Here is a 24,605-nt window from a genome sequence, read left to right as displayed (position 1 = left end):
CTAGGTGCAACTAGTGAGTCGATTTAATTAATCCCTTAGCGTGTTTTTTTGCTCTATCCAAACAATCATCAAAAATCTTTCCTTTTTGTGTTGGACATGGGCGACGATAATATTCATCAACCCCAACATTTGCAGACGCTAATGCTATTTCCCTGCTGTAACCATCTTTTACTAAAAGATCAGTGATATTTTTAAAAATAAAATCAGTTGGATTCACATTAACCTCCACGTTTCATTGTTTAATGTGCTCATGCTCGACCTCTAATTACTGACCAGTTGACATCGGGACGCAGCTCTTCGCACGTTACTAGTCCGTTCAGTGCTTGCTCCAGCAAAATAGCTTTATCTTCTCCGATTTTACTAACCCCATTCAGCCATTTACTTACCGCTACTTGACTAACTCCGCAGATTCGAGCTAGCTCTCTCTGCCCTCCAACTGTAGTTATTGCTTTTTTTAAAGGCTCCATTTTTTTCTCCTTAATTAAAACTAAATTAATGATAACTAAAGTTATTGATCAAGTCAACATTGTGATAACTTATGTTTTTTTATTTTTTATAACAAAAGTTATATAATCAAAACATAAGGAGTCGTTATGAATACATTTAATGAACGTTTTAAAATTGCATTTGATAAATCTGGTTTATCACAGCACGATTTAGCCAAGGCAGTTAATGTTTCTCAACCAGCAATCAGAAAGTTGGTGGCAGGTGAGTCAAAAAGTTTTAGAAAAATATCTGAGTTAGCTCAGGCTCTAAAAGTAAATTTAGAATGGTTGTCAGCTGGAACGGGCGATTCTGGACTAGATGATCAACAATTTGAATTTGTAGGCACAGTTAAGAATGGAGCAGTAAAAGTTAAAGGAGAGGCTGTAATGGGAGCTAATGGAGCTTTTGAAATGGACGAATCTTTAAATGGTTATTTAAAATTTTATAGTGACGATCCTAGCGCGTTCGGCTTACGAGTAAAGGGCGATTCAATGTTTCCTAGAATAAACTCTGGAGAGTTTGTTGTCATCGAACCAAAAGTCATGCCAGCGTCAGGAGATGAAGTTTTTGTCAGGCTGAAAGATGGAAGAAATATGATAAAAAAACTTGAGTATCATAGAGATTCTGAATATCGTTTCACTAGCATCAACCAAGATCACCCTCCAATTACAATTAGTGATGAATTAGTAGATAAAGTTATGTATGTAGCCGCAATTGTTAAATCATCAAGATTTATTGATGTTCATGATATCTAACCTTAAAAGTAAGTATAATAGATAACCGCCTATAAAGCGGTTATTAAAAATAGAATATTTACGTGAAAACAATAATAATTATTAGCATTATAGAAGTAATTTAAAATTTTTATAAAAATAAAACAGATAATCCCATAATATAAGGCAATAAATATGAATACCTTCAAAAGTAAACTAAATAATCACTCGGAGCATGTAAAAAAAGTTGGCAATCACTGCACTACAGAAGAAACGACAAAACAAGCTTTAATATTACCACTTTTGGATATATTAGGTTTTACACCATACGACCCAACAAAAGTAAAAGCAGAATTTAAAGCTGATTTTCCCGGAGAAAAAGCTAATGAGCGAGTTGATTATGCTCTTTTCTGCCAAGATTTACCTGTAATGTTCATAGAGGCAAAATCATGGAATGAAGAATTAACAAATCACTGCCCACAACTTTCAAGATATTTTAATGCAACCCCAGAAGTAGCTGTGGCGGCAATAACAAATGGTAGAGAATGGAGATTTTTTACAGATTTAGAACAAAAAAACATTATGGACTCAAGCCCTTTCTTAAAAATTAAGATCGAAGAATTACAAGATAATGATTATGAACAACTTTATCAATTTAGATACGATCAATTCAAACCAGAAGCATTAAGAACATTAGCAGAAGAAAGTATTTATTTTTCATTATTCACTAAAACAATAACTTCAACCTTGAGAGAAGCTCCGATTGATTTTGTTAAATATGTAGCAAACAAATCAAACATATCAAGACAACTAAATCAAAAATTTCTTGATAGTATTACACCAATTGTAAAAAATGCAATTGAAAGAGCTGTAAGCAATATGGTGGTTGTGGGTCTAACAGGAAAAAAAGAAATTTCAGACGATACACCAAGCGACCAAGAACAAACAACAATAATTGATGAAAAAGCCGATATTGTAGATCCTGAAAATAATAAAATTATCACAACTTACTCTGAAAGAGTTTTGTTCGATCACATACATTCGATAACAAATGACGATGAATTAACATACAAAGATACCGAATCATATTTTAGCGTGCTTTATCAAAATAAATCCAACAGATGGATGGTCAGATATTTTGATAATAAACAACGCCCATCAATTCAATTGCCCATTGAGCTAACAGACAACATAAAAGACGAAGTTAAGAGAGCTGGATTAGAAATTGGCTCAGGAGATCAAATTATTATTGATAAACCTGAAAACGTATTAAGAATATCTGGATTGATTCTTGACGCATATGAATACACAAAAAATGATGAAAATTTCAAAAGAAAATAAACTTTTATTTTAATTTATTTCAAAGCCCAATAAGGGCTTTTTTTATACCTCCCCAAAAAAACCCACCAAACAGATTAAAAAACAACCAAACGATAACTTTTATTTAAATATTGATAACTTTTGTTATTGACTAATTTGATAACTAAAGTTATTATTATCACATCAAAACAAATCAACTTACCAAAAGTTGAAGCTCTTTAAAAATTCGGAAAGTCGGAACAACTTATAAAGTGTTATTCAAGTAGACAGTGTGAAAGCAAAGCTCATCTTAGAACGAAATGCCTAGCTCCCTCTAAGCTGATGAAAAGATAGCACGGAGTAAGGGAGCGCATTACCTGCTGGGGTATGTACCAGCATTCAAATCAAAGCGCATTTAAACAAGTGCGCTTGAATTTGAAATAAGAAAGGAGATAGATGATGTTACATAGAGCTGTAGAAAATAGTTACGAAAATGCTTATTGCAACATGATAAACAATATCGAAATGCAAGACGATAAAGAAGCAGAAATCAAAGCTCAGTCAAACGAACTTTATGACAAGCTCAGCGATGATGATTATCTAGAAATTGAAGAAAAAATAATGAAAGTGTTTGGTTGGGATGATGTTGACACTGATTCAGTTCAAAAAGCATTAAAGCTCATATGTTATGAAAAAGCTGAATTCCATTTTAATGAAAAAAATAAAAAATCATTTTATTAAGCTAACGAATTTTAACAGCTCGGAAAGACGGGCTGCTGCGTTATTTAGAATTAACAAATAAGGATACTTTTATGAATACATATCACAAATATGCATCAAACGTATTTTTAGCAAAATGCACAGAAAAACACAATAAAGGCGATGTTATAGAAGTTACTACGAAATACGGGAAAGATAATGAAAGCATTGTTTATAATTTAGTATTCGAAAAAGACGGATTTTTTTATTATTCAATAATCCGTGCTGATGGTTTTAACGTACAGGAGAGAGCAAAAGCAAGGGCTAATAGATATACACAGTGGGCGAATTCTGCTATCGGTCAAAGCAGATATTTACAGCAAGAAGCAAATGAAGGTAAAGATTTTTTAGCATTAGGCGAACCGATCAAAACAGATCATTATAGCGGAAGACGACATCGTGCTCTAATTGAGCGAAATCATGAGCGAATGAGAAAATCATCGGAACTTAGAAAAAAAGCAGAACGACACGAAGAAAAAGCCGAATATTGGGCCAGTCGTGAAAATGATATCAATATATCAATGCCTGAATCACTTGAATTATATAAATATAAATTTGAAGAGACTGAAAAATTTCACGCAGACATGAAAAGCGGGAAAATTCCTCGCGCTCATATGTGTTCATTAGAGTATGCAAAAAAAGAAGCCAATAAATTTAAAAAACTTTACGAATTAGCTAATCAGTTATGGGGATAAATTCTGACAGCTCGGAAAGACGGGCATCTATATCCATTCGCCCTCAAAAGAGGGCTTTTTTATGAATTATCTGAATAGATTAATAATCTTGCGGAGATATCAATGATAATGATGATTACAGTAATACTGCTAGTCATAGTGCTAGCGTCAGCGGCTGATCAAGTTTTAGATGTGGTAGTTAATCTAGTCATGATTATGTCGTTTGTTCTAGTGTCGATTGTAGTGTTAATTTTACTCATACCTACCTCAATAATCGAGGTAATGTGTTGGTTAACGAGACATTTTGTGATGAAAATTACGACAGCAACTAACGTAAATAGCAATACAAAAACTAAGGATTAAACAATGACAAGTCAAAAAATTATTGAACGATTACAAAAACAAAACTGGTTTATTAAATGTGAAACTGAGCACGAAGTGGCATTAGTATTAAACGCTTGCTTGGATGCAGAAGTTAACTGGTCTCATGGAGCGTCTGCGTCGTACTTACCTGATCTGATGTTACAGGAAAAGCCTTTATTTATTGGGCACGATGCGGAATATGGGTGCGGTTTGTGTTGGGATGATCTGGAACCATTTCGCATTAGTAAAAATAACGAAGACATAACAGATTGGTTTTTCGAAGAGCTGAGGAATGAATAATGGAAAAATTAACACCGCAGAATGAACATCAAGAGCACATGGTGCAGATTTTATTAGCAAAAATGCAAGGATTAACTGTTGAAAGCAAAATAAAAAATATTTGGGGATGGTCAAACCCTAGTGACATTTTTTTAGATTCAGAGTATCGCATTGCACCAAAGCTAACTCCTCTATCTCTCTCACGTGAGATGTGGGCGATGATTGATAAAAAATGGAACTATGCAGCAATGGATAAAGATGGCAGAGTGTTTTTTTATAATATTAAACCGCACATCGATATGGTCTTTAAATCATGGGGCAATGACAGTGCACACACTGTCGGGTGTGCATTAGCTATTAATATCGAGGGTATTAACTGGAAACAGTCGCTAACTAAACGTCCAAAGGACGTCTAAATGAACAAAATACCGATTGATCGCGTCGGCTGTAATGTACATGAAACAGACCGATTTAACATTAATTACACACTAAATAAAGGCGAAAAAATATACGCCTTTTTTTGTACCCTAATTTTATCGTTCGGCGGATTATTTATGCTATTCCGTTGGATGTTACATATTGCTACGGAGTAATAATTATGACATGGGAAGAGGTTTATAGTTCGCTGTCAATTCAATCAAGAATGATCATTGATATAGCAGAAGCATATCGTGTTGATTTAACTGAATTAGCAAATTTACAAGTTCAAAAACAAGAGAGTAACACACATTTAAATGAGGTGATTCATGGAGTTAGCTAAATTAGACGCGCCTTTCCACCCTAAAGACATTGAGTGGAGAGTACAACAGTGCGGTATCTCTAATAACAAGCCATGGTGTATGGTTTTAGCGTATGTAACAAACAGAGCTATTCAGCAACGACTTGATGAAGTTTGCGGAAAAGAAAACTGGCAAAACGATTATCACCCTGCGCCAGATGGTGGGGTTATGTGCAGCATTAAAATCAAAATTAATGGCGAGTGGATAACGAAAAAAGATGGTGCAGAAAACACTCAGATAGAAGCTGTTAAAGGCGGTATATCTGGAGCAATGAAACGAGCAGGCGTCCAATGGGGAATTGGCAGATATCTTTATGATTTAGAAGAGGGTTTTGCTAAAACTTCGCTGGAAAAGGTTGATGGCTGGAATAGAACGAAAACAAAAGATAGTAAGTATATTTGGTGGGAGACTCCAACGCTCCCAGATTGGGCGTTGCCAGTTGAGTATATTTTATCACTATTCGAGAGTGACGCTATTAATTGCAAATCTATGGATGAATTAAAAGCGATTTATACAAAATATTACAATCGCTGCGTTGTAATAGGTGCGGATGATCGGCTTAAGTCATTGAGTGATAAATATAAATACAAACTAGAGAGTAAATAGCAATGAGGAAATTTAACATCTATTTTGATATAGAAACTATTCCGACGCAATCCAAGCAGTTAAAAACTCATATTCAAAATAATTTAACTCCACCTAGTAATTACAAGAAACAAGAGGCGATTGATGCGTGGATTGAAGAGCACAAAGATATTGTTTACCGAAAAACCGCTTTAAACGGCGGTTTTGGTCAAATTGTTTGTATTGGTTATGCAATCAATGATGAGAATGTGCGAGTAATTTATTTTGATGACTGGGTATCATCTGAAAAACAAATATTGCAATCATTTTTTAATGATTTAATTGAGCGTTATAGACCCAGTTCAGATATAACCCCGCATTTTATTGGGCATAATATCGAAAATTTCGATCTTCGATTTATTTATCAGCGCGCAATCGTTTTAGATGTTATACCTCCGGCATTTTTACCGCTAAATAACAAATCATATAACAATATGTACATATTTGATTCTATGACAGAGTGGGCGGGTAAACGTAATTATGCGTCATTAAATGAAGTTTGTTTGGCGCTTGGTATAGAGCCAAAATCCGATGATGTCGATGGCTCAAAAGTCTGGGATTTGGTGCGAGAAGGGAAAATAAAACAGGTTGCAGATTATTGTGCTGCCGACGTTGAGAAAGTTAGATTAATACATAAGCGCATGACATTTCAGAATGCAAGTTAATTACAACCGTTCAAGTGACAATTTTGTTGGGAATAATTATGACTAGATTAACTAAAACTATCAAAGAACAAATTTGTAAAAATGCAATTAAACAATCGCCAGTAACTAAAGAGCTAGAAATAGCGAATGAAAATTTATCCAAATTAGCTCTTGACGTTTATAACGATAACGTAACTGCTGAACAGCTCAAAGAAGCGGATGAGATAAGAGCTAGAGGTAAGAGCTTGCCATTTAATTATTATTTCTCTTTTCGAATTAACCGTGATGTGCGGTGTTACTTTAATGGGTTCAGTGCATATCTAGCATTGCCGCCGGATCGGGATTTTTATGAATTAGACGAAAAGCCAGCATATCCAGCTGATCATGAGTTTTCAAAACAATATTTATCATTACAAAGTCAGCGGGAAAATCTAGAAAAACAAAAAACAGATTTAAATCATGAGATTATGGCCATTCTGAATAGCTGTTCAACTCTCAAAAAATTACAAGAAATATGGCCAGAGTCAGTCAACTTTTTAGACGGTATACAAGCAGATGTTATTAAAACTAATTTACCTGCCGTTGTTGTTGACGATTTAAACAAAAAACTTGGCATAACGAAAGAATAACAAAATAGCGTCTGGTATATGCGCCGATAATTAGTGTTAGCAGAGATGCTGTCCGCAATTACAGTTAGCCCACTAATTTGAAATATGCAAGCCGATTATTTGACAGGCGGTAGCCACGCCGTTGGCGACAGAGTGGCACCTACCAAAATCACTACATCAGAGAGTTTTAAAATGGCTATTCTAAACAAATCACAAACAGAGAAGCAGAATAAAGATTACTGGCGAACATCAGAATTATTGATCAATGATGCGTTAAAATTGCTGAATATAAAAAGTTTTGATACTGATGTGTGTTGCTCGAATGAGAGCGTGAAAATAAATAACGCCACTTGTTATATAACAGAATCTGACAATGCGTTAGAGAGTAATTTATGGTTTTTGTCTGGTAACCCAAGTAACACCTCATTTTGTAATCCACCATTTTCTAAAAAATGGGAGTTTTTCCAAAAAGCAGTAGAACAAGTTAATAAATGGAAGAATCAAGTTTTAATGGTGCTACCGTACACTCCTGTAACAAAAGCGTGGCACGACAATATACACGGGCAAAACTGTATTATTTACGTACCAGATGGTCGTTATCAATATTTATTGCCGAACGGCAAAAAATCAGCGAATAGCTGTAATTTTGAAACGTGTTTAGTTCTAATTGTACCGTTTAAATGTGGTAATGTGATAATTAATTATAAGAGAGGTTATTGTGATTAGTTTAATAATTGAAGAACAAGATGGTGATGTCAATTTCAAAATTGACGGAATGAACACGGCAACAGAGGCGGAGAATGAGGTGATTTTGTCAATATTACAATCCATGAATAATGATTTTACAATAGAAAAAACGGAAATAACGCTGGAGCAAAAAAAATGGCAAGTAGAGGAATAAATAAAGTAATTTTAGTCGGCAACGTCGGACAAGACCCAGAAGTTCGTTACATGCCGAATGGTAACGCGGTTGCTAATCTTAGTTTAGCGACATCAGAATCCTGGAAAGATAAACAAACTGGCGAAACTCGTGAGCGCACTGAATGGCATCGAGTTGTTGTTTTTGGTAAATTAGCCGAAATTGCAGGTGAGTACATAAAAAAAGGCACTCAAGTGTATATTGAAGGTCAATTACAAACAAGAAAATGGCAAGATCAATCAGGACAAGATCATTACACAACTGAAGTTGTAGTTAACCCAATTGGTGGTACATTGCAAATTTTAGGCGGTCGTGACAATAATAACGCTAGTCAGACACAGCAAAAACAACAGCAACAAACAACACAGCATCAAGATACGTTTGATGATGATATCCCTTGGTAGGTATTTTATGAATAAACAAAATATAATTGAACAGTGTATTGAATCATACTCAAGGTTAAAAAATTTAAAATTAGTTGGTCTTGAGGTTGGTATTCCGTGGCAAACAGTTTATGTATATCTAAAACGCTCAGGAGTCGCCGTGACTGGCGACAAGGCTAGATATGGTTCAGCTACAGATAGAGTTGCTGTTATTGGAGAGCAACGTTTTAAAAAAGCCGTACCATTTGCCATAGATAATAATGATTTGCAATTTCAGGCGTCGGTTGATTTTAGCATTAACAATCTAACTGTTGACGTAAAAACATCAAAATTACAACATAAACAACCAAACAACAGATCATCGGAAAGATGGGCGTACTGCGTAAATAAACAAAAAGATATCGCCGATTTATTCGTTTTTTACGCATTAAATGATGATTTAGAAACTGAGCATGTATTCCTCATGCCAAATGAGATAGTTACAAATGCGACTACAATATCAATACCAAAATCAGGAAAGAGCAAATGGTTTGACTATAAAGTAGAGGAAAATGAACTAGCCAATTTTTTCAAACAACTAGCTGCATAACATTTACCCACAAAATCTGTTAACAACTCACTGAACAACCACCCTGTTCTATTGGTAAAAATCATGAACGTACTATCACTATTCGACGGCATAAGCTGTGGTCGTGTTGCGCTCGAACGTGCAAATATTAATGTAATAAAATACTACGCTAGCGAAATTGACAAATACGCAATACAGGTTAGCCAAAATAATTACCCAGATATTATCAGACTAGGCGATATAAATAACTGGGAAAACTGGGATATAGATTGGTCCAGTATCGATTTAATATTAGCTGGCTCACCGTGTCAGGGTTTTTCATTTGCTGGCAAACAGCTAGCATTTGACGACAAACGATCTGCATTATTTTTTAGATTTGCAGAAATATTATCGCATGTTCAATCACTAAATCAAAACGTCAAATTTTTACTCGAGAACGTCAGAATGAAAAAAGAGTTTGAACATGTAATTACATCAGTCGTCGGCGTTGAACCTGTTCTAATTAATAGTGCGTTAGTCTCCGCACAGAATCGCAAACGTTTATATTGGGCAAATTGGGCGTTTGAACAACCCGAAGATAAATTAATTTTATTAAAAGACATTATTGATGATACGGCGTTAACCGATAAATCACGAGCGATTTTTCAACGTCCACGAGGTAAAAACGAGGGTTCAATTCTAACAGAAAAAAGCTCATCCATGACCAGCAGATCGTGGGAGCATAATAATGTTATTTGCTCCGCTGGTTGGATTAAATGGTGGAATGAAAATAAAGAGCATCAACAACAGAAAAAATATTCTCAATTATGCAATGATGAACCAAAGTCTATCACGCTAACAGCTCGGCAGTACGCTAGCTGGAACGGTAATTTTTATCAAATTGATGATAAAACATTCAGAAAACTAACGCCAGTTGAGTGCGAACGTCTGCAAACTCTACCGGATAATTACACAGCAGGCATTAGTAATTCACAGCGTTATAAATGTCTGGGCAACGGTTGGACGGTTGACGTTATAGCACATATTTTACGAGCAATAAATTATTAACTGAGGTTTTACAATGAATAATCCAAAAACAGTACTAGACGTCTGCTGCGGATCTCGAATGTTCTATTTTAACAAACTCGATGACAGAGTTTTGTTTTGTGATAAGCGGAATGAGCGTCACATTTTATGTGACGGTAGAGTACTAGAGGTTAATCCTGACGTGGAACTTGATTTTACAGCACTGCCATTTTCAGATGAATCATTTCATCTAGTTTGTTTTGACCCGCCGCATTTAGTTAAAGTTGGGCGCAATAGTTGGCTAGCTAAAAAATATGGCCAACTCAATAAATTAACGTGGCAAGAGGATTTAAAAATGGGATTCTGTGAGTGTTTTCGCGTGCTAAAAAACAACGGAACACTAATATTCAAATGGAATGAAACAGATATACCGGTTAAATCTATTTTAGCGCTAACAGAGTATAAACCGGTGTTTGGCCACATTAGCGGAAAACGTTCAAATACGCACTGGATGACATTTATAAAACAGAATTAGGAAAGATAATGACTACACACGAATTAAAAATTAAATCAGAGTATTTTATGGACGTTGCTCGATGTCAGAAAAAGGGGCACATAAAAATCATCAAAGGGACAGCAAGAGGCATTATTGTGGTTGATAGAGAGGTGTAAGCATGGCGGAATCAATTATATTAACAGATGATGAATTACATATTTTAACAGGCAAAAAAAGAAAAAATTTACAAATACAATGGTTAAAAGAAAACAAATTTTGCTTTCATATCAATTTGCTTGGTAAACCAGTAATCTTACGTTCATCATTGAATCAAAAAGTAAGCATTGAGCAAAAACAACAGCAAGAGCCTGATTTTGGAGCTTTAAATGGCAAGGAACCGTAAAGATAAAAAAGACAACATCCTCCCTCCTCGCGTATCAAAAAATAAATATTCATACTACCTCAAAACAAGAGAAAACAAAACCGTCACACTAGGCTCGATCAATATGAGCATGGTCGAGTTATGGGCGAGGTATGAAGGGGTTATTGCTGAACAAAAAGAGGAAATGACGTTTAGCAAGCTGTGGAGCATGCACTTAAATAGCGCTGCTTTTCATAAACTGTCATCACGCTCACAAGAGGATAAATTACGAGGAGCAAAAAAAATATTACCCGTTTTTGGACATATAAACGTTAACAATATTAGACCTGAACATATAAGACGCTACATGGATATCAGGGGTGAGCAAAGCAAAGTACAGGCAAATCACGAATTATCTTATATGTCGGTGGCGTTTGGCTGGGGCTATGAGCGTGGGTATTGCAAAATAAATCCGTGTTCTGGGGTTAAAAAATTCAGCATTCAAGCGAGAGATAAATATATTGAAGACATAGAGTATTACACAATTTATGATGAAGCGATCGATATACTAAAAGTGGCCATGGAAATATCGTATCTGTGCGCAGTTCGGGAGGGTGATATATTTAAACTTAAGCACAGTCAAATACTTAAAGAGGGTATTTACATAAAACAAGGTAAAACAGGAAAACGACAAATCAAACAATGGACAGAACGACTAACGGACGCAATTAATTTAGCTAAAAAACTGTTCCCCCCATCCTCCCCCGACTCTCTCGTGCTACAAAATAAATCAGGAGGCAAACTAATCCAAAAAACGTTTAACTCGTATTGGTTGGATGCAAAACGAAAAGCAGAAGAGAAGCTAGGTAGAAAAATCAACTGCACATTTCATGATATAAAAGCCAAAGCCATTTCGGACTATGACGGAGCAACTAAAGATAAACAGCTATTTAGTGGTCATAAGACAGAAGCTCAGGTTAATACATACGATCGAAAAGTGAAAGTAACCCCGACGTTAAACCCGCAAAAAAAAGAAGATTTATTCTAACTGTATATTCTAAGTCAATTCTAAGTATTGATTGTTTTAAAATGACAAGATTTTATCTTTTTGATTTTATTGATGAAATATGGAGGCGCGTCCCGGAGTCGAACCGAGGTAGACGGATTTGCAATCCGCAGCATGGCCACTCTGCCAACGCGCCTTAGTGGTCTGTCTGAATAGGCTGTAAATAGTAGCACTGCCTTAAATAATCGTCAAGATTAAATAGATTATAATTACAGCAGTCACGTTGTTTTTAACTTATTTTTTATAACCTAATTATGCGTGGCAAAAAATTTAGTGGTTCAATACATTTAAATAAAAATAATCTTCAAAGTTAATTAATAATAATTACAGCCTTATAACAATGATGTAAATAATAAAAATTAGAAAATATTCCTTATGTTATCAAATAACTTTAAGCAGTGTAACTACCACCTAAAATAGTACAGCAAAAAAGTAGCTATTGATGCCCCTTTCTCATGATCGGCAGAATTTTCATAATTAGAGCCCCTCTCGCCTTTGCATATGTAAAAAATATACTAATTAATATCGCGCGCTTACTGTCGTAACTAGCACTCTTGCTTTTAACTTCTCACAATATTACCGTAATACATCAAGCGTTATTTCCGACAATAATAACTTTTCGAATTTCGGTGCAACATCTCTATTAATTATCCCGCTAGTAACATCATGCGTTCTATCTGTATAATCAACATCCGCAAACCAACGTTCTAGTCAATAACCAAACACGTCATTATTCATGATGGTTTTCTAAGTTGCTTTCCCTCGCAGAGAAATATTATTTGCCAATATTCTTTAACTTCTAGTAATTTATCTCTAGCTTCAGATAGTGAAATTTCACCCTGTTTTCCAAACATCATTATTTCTCTTCTTTCGTTAATACGATAATCATAACGAAGCACTATTGTCTCCGTTTTTAATACTACAACATACAAACAGTCAGGGTCTGGAATTTTATACTACTTATCTTTAGGTTTTATTCATTTTAGCTTTGTTTCTGTTAACATAAAACACCTCGGATACCGTCAGCATTGTCGGTACTTTTGATAAGATGTTTATATCAAACGTTAATACTATCAAAATTACTGACAAAAAATATAAGCTAAAATAAGAAGATATAAGATTGATTGAGGCTAAAAAGCCTTGTTATACAAGGCTTAATATTAATAAAAAAGACTATAATAAGATCCTATAAGATGGATTGCAATTACTCCCATTCTATCGTCGCAGGGGGCTTTCCACTTATATCATACACAACACGCGATATACCGTTGACTTCGTTGATTATACGGTTTGATACGCGTCCTAAGAAGTCATAAGGTAAATGAGCCCAATGAGCTGTCATAAAGTCGATAGTTTCAACGGCACGCAGTGAAACAACCCAATCATATTTACGCCCATCGCCCATCACACCAACAGAGCGTACCGGTAGAAATACGGTAAACGCTTGGCTTACTTTGTGATATAACTCGGCTTTGTAAAGTTCTTCGATAAAGATAGCATCGGCCTTGCGTAATAAGTCACAATACTCTTTTTTTACTTCACCAAGCACACGAACGCCAAGACCTGGGCCTGGAAATGGGTGGCGGTAAAGCATGTCATAAGGTAAACCAAGTTCTAAACCCACTTTGCGGACTTCGTCTTTAAATAGTTCTCGCAAAGGTTCGACCAAGCCCATTTTCATATCTTCGGGTAAGCCACCAACATTATGATGTGATTTGATCACATGGGCTTTACCAGTATCAGCAGCGGCCGATTCAATAACATCAGGATAGATAGTACCTTGAGCCAGCCATTTTACATCTTTTAATTTTGCTGCTTCTTCATCAAATACAGCAACAAATTCACGTCCAATAATTTTGCGTTTAGCTTCAGGATCAGCTTCACCTTTTAGTGCAGCTAAAAAGCGATCTTCGGCATTTACGGCAATAATGTTTAAGCCAAATTTATTACCAAACATGTCCATAACCTGTTGCGCTTCGTTCAAACGTAATAAGCCATGATCAACAAATACACAAGTTAATTGATCGCCAATCGCTTGGTGCAATAATAATGCTGTAACAGAAGAATCCACCCCACCCGATAAACCGAGTAAGACTTTGTCATTACCAACCTGTTCTTTAATTCGAGCAATAGCATCGGTAATAATTGAAGATGGCGTCCATAATTTTTCACAATGGCAAATATCAATTACAAAACGTTGCAATAGTTCAAAACCTTTCACCGTATGAGTGACTTCTGGATGGAATTGCACACCATAAAACTGTTTTTCATCATTTGCCATAATCGCATATGGGCAAGTTTCTGTTTGACCGATTAAGGTAAAAGTATCGGGTAATGATGTGACTTTATCACCATGGCTCATCCAAACATCAAGTTGCTCAGTACCCACATCGCTTATACTATCTAAAATGCCTTCAGTTAATTTAGATTTTGCAACAAGATCAACTTTCGCGTAACCAAATTCACGCTGATTAGAAGCGGTAACTTGTCCCCCCTGCCCTACTTGAATTGCCATCGTTTGCATACCATAACAGATCCCAAGTACAGGTACGCCAGCATTAAAAACATATTCAGGTGCTCGTGGGCTGTTAGCTTCGGTCGTGCTTTCTGGTCCACCTGATAAAATGATACCTTTAGGATTGAATTTTTTAATTTTTTCTTCTGACACATCCCATGGCCAAAGTTCACAATACACACCAATTTCACGAATTCGTCGAGCAATTAACTGAGTAACTTGAGAACCAAAATCAAGAATTAAAATACGCTGCTGGTGGATGTCTTTTTTCATCAATTTTATTCCTAAACTATGAACTAATACAAAATTAGGCTGATATTGTACCATTTACCAATTAAATTGAGAGTATTAATTAAAAACAATTATAAATATTTTATATTATTAATAATTTTGAAATCATCTTATTACAAAGTCCAATATCTAGTCATCAAATTAACCTTGTAATAAGTCAACAAATCAAAAACTTGAATTTTCTTTACTTAATTAATAAGTAAACTTATAATAAGCAAACTTATGACAAGATAACTTATTAAAAGGAGACACTATGAATACCATTTCAATTTCTTTCATATTACCAACCAAAGCTAAGCCAACTCAAATTTGGCAATACTATACTGATCTTAATTTAAGAAAATTATGGGAAACTGATCTTGAAGACTTTCGTATATTTGGTGACTTAAAAACAGGGTCTAAAGGTATTTTCAAATTACAAAATATACCGGAAATGGAAGTGACTTTATCAAAGATTATTGATGAGCAAGAATTTACAGAACAATTTGATATGCCTGAAATAGGTTTACTGTTTTTCTCACATCAAATTATTGAAATATCGCATAATCAATATGCATTAAAATCAGAAATTTCTCTAAAACCGGATCCAAAAATGGATACTAAAGCATCCTATGATTTTATAAAACAGATTTCAGATGATATTATAGATAAAACTTACAAATTAAATGGCTTAGTTGAAGGGTAAATTATGACAAAGGACAATAAGTTTTTGACTCAATTCCAAACTGATTCTGAATCTATTGGTTTTATTTTTATGAAAACTTATTCGTCCTGGCATACGAATATCAAAAATTGCTTGAAAAAACAGTCTATCACTCATCCTCAATTTATAGTGCTTGCAACGCTTGCTTATCTATCACAGCAACCAGACGAAATAACACAAGTTATTTTATCAAATAAAACAAATATCGATGTGATGACAATTTCCCAAATATTAGAGAATTTAGAAAAAAAAGATTATATAAAACGCTCTTGCTCAATTAAAGATAGTCGAGCAAAATCCATTCAATTAACACAAAAAGGATTGAATAAAGCAAATGAAACTGTACCTTTGGTTGAACAAATAGATAAAGATTTTTTTTCAACATTACAAGGTGATAAAGAACAATTTATGGAAATGTTATTAACACTATTAAAAACCAACATGAAGGGATAAAATCATTTATAAATTTTTATTATTTATTGTTTTTATCAACTTTGAATGCATCAACTTGACTTAAAATAAGTTTTTGAAGACTTTGTCTCAAATTTCTAGAACAAAATACTTTAAAACTAAATCGTTATAACTCAAGCTGTTAAAGCTCATTACTTGACTAAATTTAATTAAAAAAGGTGATATTACATCACCTTTTATCTATAGTTAGAACGTTTTGCTAAACTTATTTTGTCGCATTTTGTTCTTGAGCTGATTGAATCGCAGTTAAAGCAATAGTGTAAACAATATCATCAACTAATGCACCACGAGATAAGTCATTAACTGGTTTACGCATACCTTGTAACATTGGGCCAATCGAAACAAGATCCGCTGAACGCTGTACAGCTTTATAAGTCGTATTACCGGTATTAAGATCAGGGAAGATAAATACTGTTGCTTTACCTGCTACTTGTGAATTTGGCGCTTTCGATTTTGCTACATCTGGCATTACCGCGGCATCATATTGCAATGGACCATCGATCATAAGATCTGGACGTTTTTCTTGAGCAATGCGAGTTGCTTCTTTCACTTTTTCAACATCAGCACCTTGACCCGAGCTACCTGTTGAGTAAGAGATCATCGCAACGCGTGGTTCAATACCAAAGGCGATTGCTGTATCAGCTGATTGAATCGCAATTTCAGCCAATTCTTGTGCATTTGGATCTGGATTAATTGCACAGTCACCATAAATATACACTTGATCTGGCATTAACATAAAGAATACTGATGAAACAAGTGAACTACCTGGGGCAGTTTTAATTAATTGTAATGGTGGACGGATAGTATTAGCGGTTGTATGCACAGCACCTGACACTAAACCATCAACTTCATTTGCTTCAAGCATCATTGTACCAAGTACTACGTTATCAGCTAATTGCTCACGAGCAATTACTTCTGTCATACCTTTATTTTTACGTAATTCAACTAAACGAGGTACATACTTTTCACGAATTAATTCAGGATCAACAATTTCAACACCTTGACCTAAAGTGACGCCTTGTGAAGCGGCAACTTTACGCACTTCGTCCGGATTCCCTATTAATACACATTTAGCGATATTACGCTCAGCACAAATTGCGGCTGCTTTAACCGTTCTGGGTTCATCCCCTTCTGGCAATACAACCACTTTCTTAGCATTACGTGCAAGCTCTGTTAATTGATAACGGAAAGCTGGTGGAGATAAGCGACGAGCAGAATTAATCACTTCATTTAATGATTTGATCCAATTTGCATCAATATGATCAGCCACAAAATTTTGTGTGCTTTCCATTCGCTCTTTATCGTCAACTGGAATTTCTAAATTAAATTGCTGTAAATTAATAGATGTTTGGAAAGTATTAGTTTGCACAGTAAATACTGGTAAACCTGTATCAAAAGCTGGTTGGCATAATTTTGCGATCTTTTCATCAATATCATAACCGCCCGTTAAAAGCACACCACCAATAGCCACACCATTCATGGCAGCTAAACTAATAGCAACTAATACATCAGCACGATCAGCTGAAGTCACTAACAGTGCATTAGGTTGTAAATGGCTAATAATATTAGGCACACTACGTGAGCAGAAAGAAATATGTTTGATTCGACGGTTTTTGATATCGCCTTCATTAATAATTTTTGCATCAAAATGTTTAGCAATATCAATAGAACGGCAAGCACTTAAATCTATATTCCAAGGAATACAACCCAGAACAGGAAGTGGGCTATGCGCACTTAAATCTTTAATGGTGATTTTTTTATCGTCAAATTTAGGGGTATGATAAATTTCGGCAACATCTGGGCGAGCAAGATTTTGTTCTTCAACTGGCGCATTCACTTTATTAACAATCACACCAACGATTTTTTCGTTTTTAATACCACCAAAGTTAGAACGCGCAATTTCAATACGATCTCTAAGCTGTTCTGGTGTATCTTTACCCATATTAACGACAAAAATAATTTCGGCGCCAAGGGTTTTAGCGATATTATTATTAAGCTCGTTAGCAAATGGATAATCCGATGTTGGCACAATACCTTCAACTAAAACAACATCAGCACCTTTCGTGTTTTCAGCATAAAGGGCAACGATTTCTTCCATTAATACATCTTGTTGATTTAAACCTAATAGGTTTTCAACATGGCTCATTTTAAGCGGTTTTAGCGCTGGAATTGATGTGTTGTGGCTAACTAAAGTTGTCGTATTATCTGGCGCATCACCACCAGCTCTTGGCTGTGCAACGGGCTTAAATACATTTAAGTTAATACCTTGACGCTCCATAGCTCGAATAACACCAAGGCTCACACCAGTTAAACCAACATTGGTGCCAGTTGGAATGAGCATAATTGTACGAGACATAATTGTTACCTCTTAATTCTTCATTATATAAAAACAAACCGCCATTTAGGCGGTTTTAAATATTTATTACGCGGTTAGACGCGCAGCATCTTGAGCAATAACAAGTTCTTCATTGGTTGGAATAACCATCGCAATTGCAGAACCCTCTTTAGTAATTGTACCACCTTGGCCAAAACGAGCAGCAAGATTACGCTCTTGATCAAGTTCAAAGCCAAGAATGCTTAATTTTTGTAATGCCATACGACGAACTTCTTCAGAATTTTCCCCAATACCGCCAGTAAAGACGATAGCATCTAAACGACCGTCTAATAACATTGCATAACCACCGATATATTTTACTAAACGATGAACAAAAACATCTAAAGCATTTTTGGCATCTTCATTAGTATCATAATTATCGGTGACATAACGGCAGTCACTGCTTACACCTGTCAAACCTAATAAACCTGATTTTTTGTTTAAAAGATTGTTAATATCGGCAACTGACATTTTTAAATTGTCGTGTAAGAAGAACATAATAGCAGGATCGATATCACCGCTGCGCGTACCCATAACTAAACCTTCGAGTGGCGTTAACCCCATTGAAGTTTCAACACATTCGCCATTTTTAACGGCAGTAATTGATGCGCCATTACCTAAATGACAAGTGATCACATTCGTTTGGTCAACAGGTTTATTTAATAATCTTGCCGCTTCACGGCTAACATAATAATGGCTAGTACCGTGCGCACCATAACGACGAACGCCATGTTTAGTATAAAGCTCGTTAGGAAGAGCATATAAATAAGCTTCTTTTGGCATTGTTGTATGGAATGCGGTATCAAACACAGCCACATTTTTATTTTTTAAGTGTGGAAAAGCTTCAAATGCCTCACGAATACCGATTAAATGAGCTGGATTATGTAACGGAGCAAAAGCTGCTGCATCTTCAATACCTTTTAATACTGAATCATCAATCACAACTGATTGTGTATATTTTTCACCGCCGTGAACAATTCGATGACCAATAGACTTAATACTACCTAATAATTCTGGTTTTTGTGGGAAGATACTATTAACGATAAATTTAATTGCTTCACTATGTGCAGCGCCTGCACCTAAAGATGCTTCACCTTTAACACCATCAAGTTTCCACTTAATGCGTGCATCAGGCAGGTTAAAACATTCGGCTAATCCAGAAAGAAACTCATCACCGTTTTCAGGGTTTATAATAGCAAATTTTAATGATGAGCTTCCGCAATTAAGAACAAGAGCGTTATTACTTGATGACATAGTAATTCCTATAGATTGAATAAAAAGATATATACCAATCAAAATTGGTAACTAAGCACATGATTTAAAATCAATGTGACTACGCTAAGGTGACTTCTGGTATCTTACTTTTTGAGATAGAATAATGAGAGTCCCCAATTTGAATGGTACTATTTTAAGATAATAACAAGTGAATGTCGAGGAGTCGGAAAAATATGAATGTAATAAGCACATTTAAAGCAGGTCAACGATATATAAAGCTTTGCCCGACAGATAAACAATTAGCATATTCATTTCCTGAATTAAAAATCATTAACTACATAAAAACTACAAGCAAATACTTACCACCAATCGTTATTGGTTTGCTAGTTTGGCAATATTACATGCCAGCACAAATTGCGGTAACAGCAATAACCGTACTATTTACTTTAAGCTTACCGCTACAAGGGATATATTGGCTAGGTAAACGAGCGCTATCACCACTTCCACTTAATTTAATTGACTGCTACAACCAGTTAAAAGCGAAATTAGTTGCGAAAAAAATCGTCGCTGAGAATAGCCCTGAAGTCAACAAATTAACGTTTGAAGAATTTATGAAACTGATCAAACTTGCAAAAGAACATTTAGGTGATTATTTTGGTCAAGATAATGATAACTCACCTTATGATAAAGGCTAACATCCATGGCAGATTTAATTAATACTCTACAAAATCAAATTGACCGACTTGAACAACAAATCAGTTTAGCCAACGAACAACAATATCAAGAGCCTTATTTTGACGAACAATTATTTCAAACCAATAACATTGTCACAGACAAAGCATTTTATCTTGCAAAGATCAAACAAACATATCGAGCGTTAATGGCTAATATCAAATCAGAAAAAGTTGAACAAATCACCTTTTTATCAGACACATTAGTCAACCAAATTGCCGCTCTAACACGCGAACTTGCTACCCACAACTTACGTCGCAAAGATCTAAAAATCATTTTTGAAGAGACATTAGCCCAAAAACACATGCGCCATTTAGATTATTTACGTCGATTACAAGAGATGAAATATGAACTAGAATTATCACCTGATGTGATCAACCAAAGCAAAATTGCTGCACTTGATAATCGCATCTACCGCTGTGAACAAGCCATTAACAAGATTGAATTAGAAATGGAAAATGATGGAAATTTAGCTGAATAAACATAGATTAAAATACATAGATTAAAATAAGTCGTGAAAATTTATGGAACAAAAATTTAAAAATTATCGTATTGATGCTATTGATAACATTCAAAAAAAAACCTTTAAGCCACTTTCCAGCGATGGAAATATTCGATTTCGATATAATGCTGTATATAAAATTATAATGATTGCTTTTTATATTTTACTAGTCATTAACTGGATTTATTGCTCATTCAAAGTAGGTAGGGAAACAATTCTTTCAGATTTTTTTAATACTAGTTACTGCATTTTTTCGATAGTAATTAGTTTTATTATCGCTCTCTTCTTTTATTTAATGACTAAACCAAATTTAATTGCGGTGAAAGTTCCAATACCACGGTGGGAAAGAATTAAATTCTTGCTAGGGCATTTTTTTCAATTTTTTCTATGCTCGCTTTTTATTACAATTTGCCTACCAATCAATTTAGTTCATCTCTACCCGGGAAATACATATGAGTATTTGACAGATTATGAAATTACAACACCAGGGCCCCAAAAACGGCACTATCATCGCTACGCTAACGGTATAAAAATTCATGATCCATATACATCAAAAAAATTTTTTCTACCATTTACAAAAAATGACGCTGATATTTACCCTAAAAAATTATTGGTAACCATTAAAAGTAATTTTTGGGGATCTTATCTTATTGATTACAAACTATATGATAAAGCGCCTCAATTACCTAAAAATAACGTGATTGATAATTCAGCGAAATACAAACATGATTATAATTATTAATAGTATTGAGTGAATATTGAACAATAAAGAATAATTTCCAGCAATTATCGTTAATACCTATTTTTTTAATACCAATAAAATTTGCCAAAAAACTATTAATTTTTATCTATTAATCATTACTTTTACTGAACTATTAAGAAAAATATCGTTAATATATTTTATTAACAAAGTTTGATCTATTTGGCCAAATTCAATCACTATTTTTTTGGCTTTCACTTCATCAACTTTATGCTTATTTATTGCTATAGTAAGTATATTGGCTTTCAACACAATACTGTTAATTGCACTAGATATTTCCATTTCAGTTAGATGTGTTTGAATGCCTATTGACTTATCTACTTCACCATCATTAAATCTAGAAAGAATCAAATAATGATCTGGTGATACAGGATCGTTACCCATTCCAATAATAAGCACTTCATCTTCGGTATAGCAATTAACGGTTGTTGCTAAAAACCTTACTTCACAGTTCAACATATTATCAACACGTTGCTCTTCTTGCATGTTATTTTCCTTACAACATTTACACCAGCTATATTTACACTAGCTATCATATTTGCTAATGCCTATAATGGCTTAAATTGCAATCTCCCAAATAACAATCTCCTAAATAACAATGACCTAAATAACCTTAACATGACGATTATCTAACACCTTTTTGGTAATGGTAGTGCTCAAGCATTGGCTCATTATTTTCAATACACCAATCATAACCACCAATATCTATTGGCATCTTAGTTAACATGCCCGTTAATTTATTAAATTTTATCCAATTGTCCGCATTTTCAAGTGATGAAAAAACAGCAGATACCGTTGATACTCCGTCTTTCTTAAAAACCCAAACCCAACTATATTCTTTCATACATTTCACCTTATTAGCTATTTTGGTCTTTTTCCCTTTAGTAATGATTGAATAGCTATCTTCCTATAAAATAGTATAGTTAAAAAGGAAAAATTTCTCTATGATGAAAATAAAAAGGGTAAATATTGATATTGTAATCAGCTTACCAACAGGACGGTTTATCCACTTTCTGTAATCACTCAGAAAGGTATTATCCTCAACCACATTCTTATCCACGGCAATTGAAGTGCGCATATCAACCTAATAATCCATTTTCCCCAAGCCAACACAGCCAAATTGCATTATCGGTTGCGCAATTTGGTCGCTTACGCAACCAAATGCTTTATTTTACTCGCCAGCTTCGTAAGCTTAAGCTCAAAATTTACTTTTGACGATGCAATTATTCACTAGCGACTTAACCCTATTTGCGCTATCTCCTCACGTCCAAGGATTAAAAAATAAGGACTAAGGTCTAAGGGACGAAGCGCAAACAACAAAACGATTGCTTTTCGGTTCGCCCTTGCTGACTTCACCAATGTTCGATAACACATCGAACTGAGAGCTACCCGCCGTGTCACTAGTCCAGCAACCGTAGTAGGTAAAACGAGCACTCGGGTAAGAGCCCATGCTACCCCACTCGGTGAAAAAGCCAGCATTAATGTGGCGCTGGTAATAATTATCTGAAGAAGAAGGAGTAGCACCAATGAAGCCATCACCATACAAATCACTCGCATTAGTTAAATCTCTTACCCTAGGCAGACTATAACCTATGCTATTACACCAAGCTTCTTGATTAGAAGCCGAATCATATTTACTTCCACGGTTGACGAACCACTGCTTTAATACAAATCCATACTTGATAACGGCGTTACCACCACTATCTCGGCCGACTAACTCGAATGTTGCAGGTAAAGACGGGCGAAGTATATTACCTGGAGAACTTGAATTCCACTCCGTTGAAGTAGCGTGAGGGCCAATTAAAGTGACACGTACGCTTGTACCTGATAGATCAGGCGTCATTATTGCAGTAATGCCACTATGGGTGACAGAATCCCATGATAACGGTTCACTACCAACAATATCTAAATCAAAGAACAAATAATGTGCCCCAGTAGTAGGAAAGTTTAAATCATAAGATGATGGGTTAGTAGACTGGACGAGAAAACCCTTATCAGGATTCCATATGGATGGCGGCCCCGCATTCTCTCCATTACCATATTTTAAATAAGGACGTACAAAGCTCACCTGCGGTGATACCTTTGGGCTAATATTACTTTATAAGGAGCATCATGCACTGTTAATACCTTATTACGCACTACTAATTGGTTATTTTTATCCGTAATTGAGACGGTTAGCGCTCCAGTCGCACTAACCTCATTAACTCCCTGACCGTCACCATCATCACGCCAATAATTATTAGGCGGACCGATAAGTGAGTTTAAAGCGATTAAATTAGTATTAACTGGCACAAACATGTCAATGTTAGCAAAACTCTCACCAATATTAGGTAACATGATAGGATTCGTGGCACTTGAAGTATTTGTTTGAGGGGTAAAACTCGATCGTCTGATAACTTGATACTTAACAACATATCCATATTTGTGGCCTTTGTCCGCCCACCGTCGAATGTCAAATACGGCGCACTACCCTCTATAATGTTCGTGCTTTTTGCCGATAGTGCCTGTGCAGTCAATGAACATAACAACAGCCACGGTAACAATAACCATTTTTGCCTTAACGAAAAGTTTGATTTTGTGGGTTTAATTGAATTGCATATATAAAAGTAATTTTTGAAGCTAGCGAAAAGATTGAAGACCAAGCTGAGGACTAAAAGAACACCTCATTACGTTTTTCCTATTACATAATATTTTGTTTTATATTAATTACTACTTCTGCGTATAATATCGCTTGTTCGATCCGTTTTTTGATCAAATAAATTATAATTACTAAAATTTTTTTCGCTACTTTTTTGTGTATTTTTAGATTGTTTTTTGTAAATTTTGTTTATAAAAACAGCACAAATTTTAGAAAGGTTAAAACGCTAGTGTTTTGATTGCATCGACAAATTCTTGGGATGAAGTATTCTATTATCATTATTTTGAGAGCATTTTACATTTGCCAATAAAACTTGTTCTTCTTGCTATTGATGAAAACGCCCGAAAATCTCCCTCAAAATAAACACTTTTTCCCTTA

The 24,605-nt window shown here is 35.0% G+C and carries 35 protein-coding genes and 1 tRNA gene; 25 read left to right on the top strand and 11 right to left on the bottom strand.

All coding sequences use genetic code 11. The annotated features are described in order from the left end of the window. Nucleotides 1-10 precede the first annotated feature (10 nt). Entirely contained in the window at nucleotides 11-217 is a 207-nt protein-coding gene (locus tag A9G42_RS05490) for a hypothetical protein (RefSeq protein WP_065652861.1), read from the bottom strand. A 31-nt stretch (nucleotides 218-248) separates the two neighbouring features. Then, nucleotides 249-467 carry a transcriptional regulator gene (locus A9G42_RS05485; protein ID WP_065652860.1) on the bottom strand — a complete coding sequence of 73 codons (219 nt, stop codon included), beginning with the start codon at nucleotides 465-467 and terminating at the stop codon, nucleotides 249-251. 126 nt (nucleotides 468-593) lie between these two features. Here A9G42_RS05485 and A9G42_RS05480 point away from each other — a divergent pair, with 126 nt between their 5' ends. The 20 genes from A9G42_RS05480 to A9G42_RS05395 all read left to right on the top strand — a co-directional run bounded on the left by A9G42_RS05480 (nucleotide 594) and on the right by A9G42_RS05395 (nucleotide 12,008). Beyond that, a complete protein-coding gene (locus tag A9G42_RS05480) occupies nucleotides 594-1,241 on the top strand; it encodes a LexA family transcriptional regulator (protein ID WP_065652859.1) in 648 nt (215 codons plus the stop codon). 153 nt (nucleotides 1,242-1,394) lie between these two features. Next, a complete protein-coding gene (locus tag A9G42_RS05475; protein ID WP_179854612.1) occupies nucleotides 1,395-2,540 on the top strand; it encodes a type I restriction endonuclease in 1,146 nt (381 codons plus the stop codon). A 414-nt stretch (nucleotides 2,541-2,954) separates the two neighbouring features. After that, nucleotides 2,955-3,239, top strand: coding sequence for a hypothetical protein (locus A9G42_RS05470; protein WP_141675281.1), 285 nt, complete (start codon nucleotides 2,955-2,957; stop codon nucleotides 3,237-3,239). A gap of 71 nt (nucleotides 3,240-3,310) precedes the next feature. After that, nucleotides 3,311-3,952, top strand: coding sequence for a DUF3560 domain-containing protein (locus A9G42_RS05465; protein ID WP_065652857.1), 642 nt, complete (start codon nucleotides 3,311-3,313; stop codon nucleotides 3,950-3,952). 345 nt (nucleotides 3,953-4,297) lie between these two features. Further along, complete coding sequence (locus A9G42_RS05455) at nucleotides 4,298-4,594, top strand: hypothetical protein (protein WP_065652855.1); 297 nt, start codon at nucleotides 4,298-4,300, stop codon at nucleotides 4,592-4,594. Then, complete coding sequence (locus tag A9G42_RS05450) at nucleotides 4,594-4,989, top strand: hypothetical protein (protein ID WP_065652854.1); 396 nt, start codon at nucleotides 4,594-4,596, stop codon at nucleotides 4,987-4,989. Before A9G42_RS05455 ends, A9G42_RS05450 begins: the two co-directional genes overlap by 1 nt. Further along, the gene (locus A9G42_RS13860; RefSeq protein WP_179854611.1) at nucleotides 4,990-5,166 is read left to right on the top strand and encodes a hypothetical protein; all 177 of its coding nucleotides are present in this window, start codon (nucleotides 4,990-4,992) and stop codon (nucleotides 5,164-5,166) included. Nucleotides 5,167-5,171: 5 nt separating this feature from the next. Then, nucleotides 5,172-5,333: a hypothetical protein gene (locus A9G42_RS13855; protein ID WP_176700457.1), complete on the top strand. Its 162-nt coding sequence runs from the start codon at nucleotides 5,172-5,174 to the stop codon at nucleotides 5,331-5,333. Further along, nucleotides 5,320-5,958 carry a Rad52/Rad22 family DNA repair protein gene (locus tag A9G42_RS05445; protein ID WP_065652853.1) on the top strand — a complete coding sequence of 213 codons (639 nt, stop codon included), beginning with the start codon at nucleotides 5,320-5,322 and terminating at the stop codon, nucleotides 5,956-5,958. The genes A9G42_RS13855 and A9G42_RS05445 overlap by 14 nt, the downstream gene beginning before the upstream one ends. 2 nt (nucleotides 5,959-5,960) lie before the next feature. Continuing rightward, entirely contained in the window at nucleotides 5,961-6,641 is a 681-nt protein-coding gene (locus A9G42_RS05440; RefSeq protein ID WP_065652852.1) for a ribonuclease H-like domain-containing protein, read from the top strand. Nucleotides 6,642-6,679: 38 nt separating this feature from the next. Beyond that, the gene (locus tag A9G42_RS05435; protein ID WP_065652851.1) at nucleotides 6,680-7,249 is read left to right on the top strand and encodes an Nmad5 family putative nucleotide modification protein; all 570 of its coding nucleotides are present in this window, start codon (nucleotides 6,680-6,682) and stop codon (nucleotides 7,247-7,249) included. 171 nt (nucleotides 7,250-7,420) lie between these two features. Further along, on the top strand, nucleotides 7,421-7,954 hold the full coding sequence (locus A9G42_RS05430) for a DNA N-6-adenine-methyltransferase (protein ID WP_179854610.1): 534 nt from the start codon (nucleotides 7,421-7,423) through the stop codon (nucleotides 7,952-7,954). Continuing rightward, nucleotides 7,947-8,129 (top strand): hypothetical protein, encoded by a 183-nt coding sequence (locus A9G42_RS05425; protein ID WP_065652849.1) that lies wholly within the window; start codon nucleotides 7,947-7,949, stop codon nucleotides 8,127-8,129. The genes A9G42_RS05430 and A9G42_RS05425 overlap by 8 nt, the downstream gene beginning before the upstream one ends. Continuing rightward, entirely contained in the window at nucleotides 8,111-8,551 is a 441-nt protein-coding gene (ssb, locus tag A9G42_RS05420; protein ID WP_065652848.1) for a single-stranded DNA-binding protein, read from the top strand. Before A9G42_RS05425 ends, ssb begins: the two co-directional genes overlap by 19 nt. Nucleotides 8,552-8,558: 7 nt before the next feature. Beyond that, nucleotides 8,559-9,119 (top strand): hypothetical protein, encoded by a 561-nt coding sequence (locus A9G42_RS05415; RefSeq protein ID WP_065652847.1) that lies wholly within the window; start codon nucleotides 8,559-8,561, stop codon nucleotides 9,117-9,119. Between the two features lie 63 nt (nucleotides 9,120-9,182). Continuing rightward, the gene (gene dcm / locus A9G42_RS05410) at nucleotides 9,183-10,145 is read left to right on the top strand and encodes a DNA (cytosine-5-)-methyltransferase (protein WP_065652846.1); all 963 of its coding nucleotides are present in this window, start codon (nucleotides 9,183-9,185) and stop codon (nucleotides 10,143-10,145) included. A gap of 13 nt (nucleotides 10,146-10,158) precedes the next feature. Then, entirely contained in the window at nucleotides 10,159-10,638 is a 480-nt protein-coding gene (locus A9G42_RS05405; RefSeq protein WP_065652845.1) for a class I SAM-dependent methyltransferase, read from the top strand. Between the two features lie 8 nt (nucleotides 10,639-10,646). Continuing rightward, nucleotides 10,647-10,775 (top strand): hypothetical protein, encoded by a 129-nt coding sequence (locus A9G42_RS14295; RefSeq protein WP_257006365.1) that lies wholly within the window; start codon nucleotides 10,647-10,649, stop codon nucleotides 10,773-10,775. Between the two features lie 2 nt (nucleotides 10,776-10,777). Continuing rightward, nucleotides 10,778-11,002: a DUF4224 domain-containing protein gene (locus A9G42_RS05400; protein ID WP_065560894.1), complete on the top strand. Its 225-nt coding sequence runs from the start codon at nucleotides 10,778-10,780 to the stop codon at nucleotides 11,000-11,002. Continuing rightward, nucleotides 10,986-12,008 (top strand): integrase, encoded by a 1,023-nt coding sequence (locus A9G42_RS05395; protein ID WP_065652844.1) that lies wholly within the window; start codon nucleotides 10,986-10,988, stop codon nucleotides 12,006-12,008. Before A9G42_RS05400 ends, A9G42_RS05395 begins: the two co-directional genes overlap by 17 nt. 80 nt (nucleotides 12,009-12,088) lie before the next feature. On the opposite strand, the gene A9G42_RS05390 is transcribed toward A9G42_RS05395, so the two are convergent. The 3 genes from A9G42_RS05390 to guaA form a co-directional block, all read right to left on the bottom strand. Beyond that, a tRNA-Cys gene (locus tag A9G42_RS05390) sits at nucleotides 12,089-12,162 on the bottom strand. Nucleotides 12,163-12,760: 598 nt separating this feature from the next. After that, complete coding sequence (locus A9G42_RS13615; RefSeq protein ID WP_335340074.1) at nucleotides 12,761-12,976, bottom strand: Arm DNA-binding domain-containing protein; 216 nt, start codon at nucleotides 12,974-12,976, stop codon at nucleotides 12,761-12,763. Between the two features lie 254 nt (nucleotides 12,977-13,230). After that, nucleotides 13,231-14,814, bottom strand: coding sequence for a glutamine-hydrolyzing GMP synthase (gene guaA / locus A9G42_RS05385; protein WP_065652843.1), 1,584 nt, complete (start codon nucleotides 14,812-14,814; stop codon nucleotides 13,231-13,233). A 271-nt stretch (nucleotides 14,815-15,085) separates the two neighbouring features. On the opposite strand from guaA, the gene A9G42_RS05380 reads away from it, so the two are divergent. Together A9G42_RS05380 and A9G42_RS05375 are read left to right on the top strand one after the other, a co-directional pair. Beyond that, nucleotides 15,086-15,517, top strand: a complete 432-nt coding sequence (locus A9G42_RS05380; protein WP_065567570.1) for a hypothetical protein — start codon at nucleotides 15,086-15,088, stop codon at nucleotides 15,515-15,517. Between the two features lie 3 nt (nucleotides 15,518-15,520). Then, entirely contained in the window at nucleotides 15,521-15,988 is a 468-nt protein-coding gene (locus A9G42_RS05375; RefSeq protein ID WP_065567571.1) for a MarR family winged helix-turn-helix transcriptional regulator, read from the top strand. Nucleotides 15,989-16,211: 223 nt separating this feature from the next. On the opposite strand, the gene pta is transcribed toward A9G42_RS05375, so the two are convergent. Beyond that, entirely contained in the window at nucleotides 16,212-18,362 is a 2,151-nt protein-coding gene (gene pta / locus A9G42_RS05370; RefSeq protein WP_065587712.1) for a phosphate acetyltransferase, read from the bottom strand. 66 nt (nucleotides 18,363-18,428) lie between these two features. Beyond that, a complete protein-coding gene (locus tag A9G42_RS05365; protein WP_065652842.1) occupies nucleotides 18,429-19,634 on the bottom strand; it encodes an acetate kinase in 1,206 nt (401 codons plus the stop codon). A gap of 194 nt (nucleotides 19,635-19,828) precedes the next feature. On the opposite strand from A9G42_RS05365, the gene yfbV reads away from it, so the two are divergent. The 3 genes from yfbV to A9G42_RS05350 are packed head-to-tail and all read left to right on the top strand — an operon-like array spanning nucleotide 19,829 to nucleotide 21,571. Further along, nucleotides 19,829-20,290 carry a terminus macrodomain insulation protein YfbV gene (yfbV, locus tag A9G42_RS05360; protein ID WP_065581857.1) on the top strand — a complete coding sequence of 154 codons (462 nt, stop codon included), beginning with the start codon at nucleotides 19,829-19,831 and terminating at the stop codon, nucleotides 20,288-20,290. A gap of 5 nt (nucleotides 20,291-20,295) precedes the next feature. Then, complete coding sequence (gene priC, locus A9G42_RS05355) at nucleotides 20,296-20,808, top strand: primosomal replication protein PriC (protein ID WP_065652841.1); 513 nt, start codon at nucleotides 20,296-20,298, stop codon at nucleotides 20,806-20,808. A gap of 43 nt (nucleotides 20,809-20,851) precedes the next feature. Next, entirely contained in the window at nucleotides 20,852-21,571 is a 720-nt protein-coding gene (locus tag A9G42_RS05350; RefSeq protein ID WP_065652840.1) for a hypothetical protein, read from the top strand. Nucleotides 21,572-21,673: 102 nt separating this feature from the next. Here A9G42_RS05350 and A9G42_RS05345 read toward each other — a convergent pair whose 3' ends face one another. From A9G42_RS05345 to A9G42_RS05330, 4 genes are all read right to left on the bottom strand, one after another. After that, the gene (locus tag A9G42_RS05345; RefSeq protein ID WP_065652839.1) at nucleotides 21,674-22,075 is read right to left on the bottom strand and encodes a hypothetical protein; all 402 of its coding nucleotides are present in this window, start codon (nucleotides 22,073-22,075) and stop codon (nucleotides 21,674-21,676) included. A gap of 139 nt (nucleotides 22,076-22,214) precedes the next feature. Then, nucleotides 22,215-22,433: a DUF7710 domain-containing protein gene (locus A9G42_RS05340; RefSeq protein ID WP_065567577.1), complete on the bottom strand. Its 219-nt coding sequence runs from the start codon at nucleotides 22,431-22,433 to the stop codon at nucleotides 22,215-22,217. 444 nt (nucleotides 22,434-22,877) lie between these two features. After that, on the bottom strand, nucleotides 22,878-23,657 hold the full coding sequence (locus A9G42_RS05335) for a hypothetical protein (protein WP_065652838.1): 780 nt from the start codon (nucleotides 23,655-23,657) through the stop codon (nucleotides 22,878-22,880). Next, complete coding sequence (locus A9G42_RS05330) at nucleotides 23,654-23,926, bottom strand: hypothetical protein (RefSeq protein WP_065652837.1); 273 nt, start codon at nucleotides 23,924-23,926, stop codon at nucleotides 23,654-23,656. The genes A9G42_RS05335 and A9G42_RS05330 overlap by 4 nt, the downstream gene beginning before the upstream one ends. Nucleotides 23,927-24,605 lie beyond the last annotated feature (679 nt).

Origin of the sequence: Gilliamella sp. Nev6-6, from assembly GCF_001690605.1 — a bacterium.
In the GTDB taxonomy this organism is placed as follows: Bacteria; Pseudomonadota; Gammaproteobacteria; order Enterobacterales; family Orbaceae; genus Gilliamella; species Gilliamella apicola_C.
The sequence above is the reverse complement of the archived record's forward strand: the minus strand, read 5'-3'. Positions and strand labels throughout refer to the sequence as shown.

Coding starts and splice junctions, on each gene's coding strand:
- A9G42_RS05465 (WP_065652857.1), top strand. CDS start 3,311: ATGAATACATATCACAAATATGCATCAAACGTATTTTTAGCAAAATGC.
- A9G42_RS05485 (WP_065652860.1), bottom strand. CDS start 467: ATGGAGCCTTTAAAAAAAGCAATAACTACAGTTGGAGGGCAGAGAGAG.
- A9G42_RS05470 (WP_141675281.1), top strand. CDS start 2,955: ATGATGTTACATAGAGCTGTAGAAAATAGTTACGAAAATGCTTATTGC.
- A9G42_RS05445 (WP_065652853.1), top strand. CDS start 5,320: ATGGAGTTAGCTAAATTAGACGCGCCTTTCCACCCTAAAGACATTGAG.
- A9G42_RS05375 (WP_065567571.1), top strand. CDS start 15,521: ATGACAAAGGACAATAAGTTTTTGACTCAATTCCAAACTGATTCTGAA.
- priC (WP_065652841.1), top strand. CDS start 20,296: ATGGCAGATTTAATTAATACTCTACAAAATCAAATTGACCGACTTGAA.
- A9G42_RS13860 (WP_179854611.1), top strand. CDS start 4,990: ATGAACAAAATACCGATTGATCGCGTCGGCTGTAATGTACATGAAACA.
- yfbV (WP_065581857.1), top strand. CDS start 19,829: ATGAATGTAATAAGCACATTTAAAGCAGGTCAACGATATATAAAGCTT.
- A9G42_RS05350 (WP_065652840.1), top strand. CDS start 20,852: ATGGAACAAAAATTTAAAAATTATCGTATTGATGCTATTGATAACATT.
- A9G42_RS05345 (WP_065652839.1), bottom strand. CDS start 22,075: ATGCAAGAAGAGCAACGTGTTGATAATATGTTGAACTGTGAAGTAAGG.
- A9G42_RS05430 (WP_179854610.1), top strand. CDS start 7,421: ATGGCTATTCTAAACAAATCACAAACAGAGAAGCAGAATAAAGATTAC.
- A9G42_RS05450 (WP_065652854.1), top strand. CDS start 4,594: ATGGAAAAATTAACACCGCAGAATGAACATCAAGAGCACATGGTGCAG.
- guaA (WP_065652843.1), bottom strand. CDS start 14,814: ATGAAAAAAGACATCCACCAGCAGCGTATTTTAATTCTTGATTTTGGT.
- A9G42_RS05440 (WP_065652852.1), top strand. CDS start 5,961: ATGAGGAAATTTAACATCTATTTTGATATAGAAACTATTCCGACGCAA.
- dcm (WP_065652846.1), top strand. CDS start 9,183: ATGAACGTACTATCACTATTCGACGGCATAAGCTGTGGTCGTGTTGCG.
- A9G42_RS05405 (WP_065652845.1), top strand. CDS start 10,159: ATGAATAATCCAAAAACAGTACTAGACGTCTGCTGCGGATCTCGAATG.
- pta (WP_065587712.1), bottom strand. CDS start 18,362: ATGTCTCGTACAATTATGCTCATTCCAACTGGCACCAATGTTGGTTTA.
- A9G42_RS05380 (WP_065567570.1), top strand. CDS start 15,086: ATGAATACCATTTCAATTTCTTTCATATTACCAACCAAAGCTAAGCCA.
- A9G42_RS05480 (WP_065652859.1), top strand. CDS start 594: ATGAATACATTTAATGAACGTTTTAAAATTGCATTTGATAAATCTGGT.
- A9G42_RS05395 (WP_065652844.1), top strand. CDS start 10,986: ATGGCAAGGAACCGTAAAGATAAAAAAGACAACATCCTCCCTCCTCGC.
- A9G42_RS14295 (WP_257006365.1), top strand. CDS start 10,647: ATGACTACACACGAATTAAAAATTAAATCAGAGTATTTTATGGACGTT.
- A9G42_RS05330 (WP_065652837.1), bottom strand. CDS start 23,926: ATGTTACCTAATATTGGTGAGAGTTTTGCTAACATTGACATGTTTGTG.
- A9G42_RS05365 (WP_065652842.1), bottom strand. CDS start 19,634: ATGTCATCAAGTAATAACGCTCTTGTTCTTAATTGCGGAAGCTCATCA.
- A9G42_RS13855 (WP_176700457.1), top strand. CDS start 5,172: ATGACATGGGAAGAGGTTTATAGTTCGCTGTCAATTCAATCAAGAATG.
- A9G42_RS05340 (WP_065567577.1), bottom strand. CDS start 22,433: ATGAAAGAATATAGTTGGGTTTGGGTTTTTAAGAAAGACGGAGTATCA.
- A9G42_RS05455 (WP_065652855.1), top strand. CDS start 4,298: ATGACAAGTCAAAAAATTATTGAACGATTACAAAAACAAAACTGGTTT.
- A9G42_RS05435 (WP_065652851.1), top strand. CDS start 6,680: ATGACTAGATTAACTAAAACTATCAAAGAACAAATTTGTAAAAATGCA.
- ssb (WP_065652848.1), top strand. CDS start 8,111: ATGGCAAGTAGAGGAATAAATAAAGTAATTTTAGTCGGCAACGTCGGA.
- A9G42_RS05415 (WP_065652847.1), top strand. CDS start 8,559: ATGAATAAACAAAATATAATTGAACAGTGTATTGAATCATACTCAAGG.
- A9G42_RS05400 (WP_065560894.1), top strand. CDS start 10,778: ATGGCGGAATCAATTATATTAACAGATGATGAATTACATATTTTAACA.
- A9G42_RS05475 (WP_179854612.1), top strand. CDS start 1,395: ATGAATACCTTCAAAAGTAAACTAAATAATCACTCGGAGCATGTAAAA.